1 protein-coding gene is annotated in these 4,741 nt (G+C 76.2%); it reads right to left on the reverse strand.

The window, feature by feature from the left end:
* A partial coding sequence (locus NBW84_RS22685; RefSeq protein ID WP_250287256.1) for a type I polyketide synthase occupies positions 1 to 4,741 on the reverse strand: 4,741 nt, incomplete at both ends.

Here is a 4,741-nt window from a genome sequence, read left to right on the forward strand (position 1 = left end):
GAAACCGGCCATCCCCACGCTCGGGCCGGGCTCGTCGCCCACCCCGCGGCCGAAGCTGCCCCCACCGCCGGTCGCGACGACCAGGCGCCGGGTGCCGCCGGCGACCGCGGCCCTGATCGGGACGAACGCGGCGGGCAGGGCCGGTGGCGCGTCCCGGTCCACGGACGACACCCACCAGACGCCGTCCGCGCCGGCACCGCCGGCAAGCTGATCGGCGAGCGAGGCGTCGTCCACGGAGAACATCCGCACGGACGCGCCCTGCTGCTCCAGCAGGGTCGTCAGCGCCAGGCCGATGCCCAGGCCGCCCTCGACCACGGCGAACCGGCTGCCGGCCAGCGGCCCCGGCCCGGGGCGGGCACCGGCCGCGGCAAGGTCAAGCAGGTCGGAGAGGGTGCCCGGCGACGGCAGCGCGACGACCTCGACGACGAAGCGCCGCAACGCGGCCGCCGGGCCCGCGGAATCCCCCGGGCCCGGCGGGCCCGCGAAACGTTCATCGGGCCAGCCGCCGGCCTGCCGCGACACGGCTGCCGGGGCCGCCGGCCCGCTCCCGGCCTCCACGACGCTCACGGCCTCCACGAGGATCCCGCCGCCCGGGATCGCCGTGGGGCCCGGAATCGCCGTGGGATCCGGGACGGGTGCGAGCCCCGGGACGGGTGCCGGAGCCACGGCGTTCCCCGGGCCTACGGGAGGGTCCGCGTCCGCGGCGGGGTCTGTGTGTGCCGCGAGGCCCGCGTCCGCGGCGGGATACGTGTTCGTCGCAAGGTGGGTGTCCGTGGCGGGGCTGGCAGGCGGGCGGGTGACGATCCAGTCGACGATCCCGCGAATGGTCCGGATGGCCACGAGCTCCTCGACGACATCGTCGGCCAGGCCGCCCCCGGCAGCGCCAAGATCCATCGTCGCGCCGCCTTCGGCAGGGCCGGCCTCTCCGCCTCCGGAGATGCCGAGGCCGAGCTGTTCCGCCAGCGTGCCCAGGACCTCCGTCCGTTTGATCGAATCGATGCCCAGGTCGGCTTCGAGGTCCAGGTCCGCCGCCAGCATCTCGGCCGGATAGCCCGTCGCGGACACGATCACCTCCACCACCGCGCCCAGCACCGCGTCCGGCTCCCGGGACACCGGCCGCGCGCCGGCCACCACGGCCGAGGCGCCGTGGTGGCCGGCGGGCCGGCCGGGTGACCGGGGCTGATCCACCGAGATGGGCAGCGGCACGGCATGACCAGCCGGTGTCAGCGACGGAAGCTGTTCCCCGGCCGTCGGAAACGGACCGTGGTCGTACAGCTCCGATGGCGGGATGTGGCCGAGCGCGCCCGACGGCAGGGCGGCCTCCGCGCCCGCGAGCGCGGCCGGGGGGAGCGCCGACGCGCGGTCGGCGGCGGCCAGGTAGCTCAGGATGACCTCGCGCTGCGCGGCGACCAGCTCACGGGTCGTCCGCAGGAACTCGATCACGGCGGCGTCGGCGTTCCCCACCGACGGTGGGACGATCACCGTCGGCAGCTCCGTCGCCCCGGGGGACGCGGCCCACGACGGCGCTTCGGGGGCCGGCAGGCGGGACAGCTCGTCCGCCGGGACCAGCCCGCCGGGCAGGTGACGGCCGTCGGACGTCCGCACCAGGTGGCCGTCGACGAGCCAGCCGGGCCGGCGCGGGCAGTTCGCGGCCGAGACCACCTGGGCGTCACGCCCGGTGAACAGGGGCGCGGTGTCCACGGCGGCCCCGGCGGCCGCCAGCTCCGCCAGCGCGAGCAGGAGCCGGCGCAGCCCGTGTTCGCCGGGGACGTCCGTGGCGACGGCCGTGTGCGGCCGGCCGTGCAGGATCCGGCTGACGAGCCCGGTGAGGACCCGGCCCGGCCCGGCCTCCACGAAGATCCGTACGCCGGCGGCGTACATCGCCTCGATCTGTTCGACGAAGCGGACGGGCTGGGCGACCTGGCCGGCGAGGGTCCGCCGGACCGCGTCGGCGGTGTCCGGGTACGGCAGCGCGGTCGTGTTGGACCAGACCGGCCGTGACGGCGGGGCGATCGCGACCCTGTCCAGGTCGGCGGCGAACGTCCCGGCCGCGGCCGCGACCACCGGGCTGTGGAACGCGCACGCCACCGGGATCCGTCTGGCGGTGAGCCCTTCGGCCGCCAGCACCCGCACCGCGGCCTCCACCGCGGGGGTCGGACCGGAGATCACGGCCTGTTCCGGCGCGTTGTGGTTGGCGATCACGACATCGCCCGGGCCCGCCGGGCCGCCGGCCGGGCCCGCCGCGGCCGCCTCCAGCACCTCCCGCACCCGACGCGCCGGGGCGGCCACCGCCGCCATCGTGCCGGGGTCAGCCAGGCCGGGGTCAGCCAGGCCAGGATCAGCCGTGACGGGATCGATGCCGCCACTAGCGATAGCGGATCCGCCACTAGCGATAGCGAGGCCGCTGCTGGCGGTAGCGGGGCCGGTGCCGGCGGTATGGCCGGCGAGGGCGCCGGTTGCGAGAGCGCCGGGGGGATCAGCGGGAGCGGCGGTTACGGAGACCGCGGCGAAGGCGCCGGCGGCGCCCAGGATGGCGTCCGCTCTGGCTTCACTGAGCGGCAGCAGATCGTCGATGTCGACGGCCCCGGCCGCACACAGGGCGACCAGCTCACCGTAGCTGTGGCCACCGAGGTGGTCGGGGCGCACGCCGAGGCCGGTGAGGATCTCGTGCATGGCGAGGCCGGCGATCCCGAGAACCGGCTGCGCCGTCCGGGTGTCGGTGATCGCGGCCTGCTGGGCGTCGGTGTCCGCCCGGCTGAACGCGGCCGGCGGGAACATCGCCGGCACCCACTTCTCCCCGCGTTCGAGCAGGTGCCGCAGCCGCGGGAAGGCCACGAACAGCTCCGCCAGCATCCCGGGCCGCTGGCTGCCCTGCCCCGGGAACAGGAAGGCGGTCTTCCCTTCCGCCGCCTCTCCTTCCGTTTCTCCTGTCCCGGCCGGCGTGGCGCGGCCGGTCCTGGCCCGGCCCGGCCTCCCCTGAGCGCCGCCGGCGACGAAGATCCCGGCCTTCGGGTCGTGGGTGAACGCACGGGCCCGTCTCACCAGGTCGGCGAGCTCGTCCAGGCTGGTCGCGACGAACGCCACCCGCACCGCCCCGCCGCGCTTGACCGCCACCGTCGCGGCCAGGTCGCGCAGCTTCCAGGGCCGCCCGGCGCCGTCGTTGACGCGGATCAGCTCGGTGAGCCGGTCCAGGGTGCGGCCGGCGGCCGCCTGGTCGGTGCCGCGGATGACGAACAGCTCGGCGGGCCAGGCGTCCAGCCCGTGGGTGGGTTCGGGGGCACCGTCGTAGGCGGAGAGCACCACGTGGAAGTTGGTCCCGCCGAAGCCGAACGCGGACACCCCGGCGTGCCGCCGCGACGCCGGCACCGCCCACGGCCGGGCGGCGGTGTCGAAGAAGAACGGGCTGGTCGCGGCGTCCCAGGACGGGTTCGGCCGGGTGATGTTGGACGTCGGGGGGCGCACCCCGGCCGCCAGCGCCCGCACTGTCTTGATCAGACCGGCCAGCCCGGCGGCGCACTTGGTGTGCCCGATCTGGGATTTCACCGAGCCGACGGCGCAGCCGCCCCGCCGCGCGCCGTGGCCGGCGAACACCTCGGTGAGGCTGGCGAGCTCCGTGCTGTCGCCGACGACCGTGCCGGTGGCGTGCGCCTCGACCAGGCCGACGTCGGCCGGGGAGATCCCGGCGCGCGCGTACGCCCGTTCCATCGCCAGCACCTGCCCGGCCCGGCTCGGCGCGGTCATGCCCAGCGCCCGGCCGTCGCTCGACCCGGCCACCGCTCTGATCACCGCGTGGACGCGGTCGCCGTCGCGTTCGGCGTCGGCGAGCCGCTTGAGGACGACGACGGCCACCCCCTCCCCCAGGCAGATGCCGTCGGCGGCCGCGTCGAAGCTGCGGGACCGGCCGGTCGGTGACAGAGCGTGGACGGATGCGAACAGCATGAAGTCGTGGATGCTGTTGTGCGTGTCCACGCCGCCGCAGAGCACCAGGTCCGAGGTGCCGCCGCCCAGCTCCTTGCAGGCGGCGTCCAGCGCCGCCAGCGAGGACGCGCATGCCGCGTCGACCGTGTAGTTCACACCACCGAGATCGAAACGGTTGGCGACCCGCCCGGCGATGACGTTCGCGAGCATTCCGGGGAAGGAGTCCTCGTCCAGTGTCGGCAGGCGTACGTCCAGGGCGGGCGGGACCGGCCCGAAGAAGGCCGGGTAGGCCGAGCGGAAACCATGGGCGGCGGCGAGATCCGCGCCGGACTCGGCGCCGAAGACCACCGACGTGCGCGACCGGTCGAACGGCCGGTTGTCGTAGCCGGCGTCACGCAGGGCCCGCGCGGTCACCTCGAGGGCGAGCAGCTGCCCGGGCTCTATGCTGCTCAGCGACTTCGGCGGGATGCCGAAGCGCAGCGCGTCGAACGGGACCGGCGGGAGGAACCCGCCCCACCTGGACGGCACCCGCCCGCCGCCCCGCCCGTGATCCGGGCCGGGGGCCTGCCCGCCGGAGGCCTGCCCGCCGGGGGCATCCTGGCCGGGAGCCCGGCCGGGGGCGTGGTAGAGATCCGCGTCCCAGCGGCCGCGCGGCACCTCGGTGACCGCGTCGACGCCCCCGACCACGTTGGCCCAGTACTCGGCGGTGTCGGCGGCGCCCGGGAACACGCAGGCCATGCCGACGACGGCCACGTCCAGCGGCCGGGCGGCCTCGCGGCGGCGGCCGCGCCCCCGTGCCCTGGCTCCCGCCTGTCTCTTATAC

This window comes from Protofrankia sp. CiP1_Cm_nod2, from assembly GCF_920664355.1.
Lineage (GTDB): Bacteria > Actinomycetota > Actinomycetes > Frankiales > Frankiaceae > Protofrankia.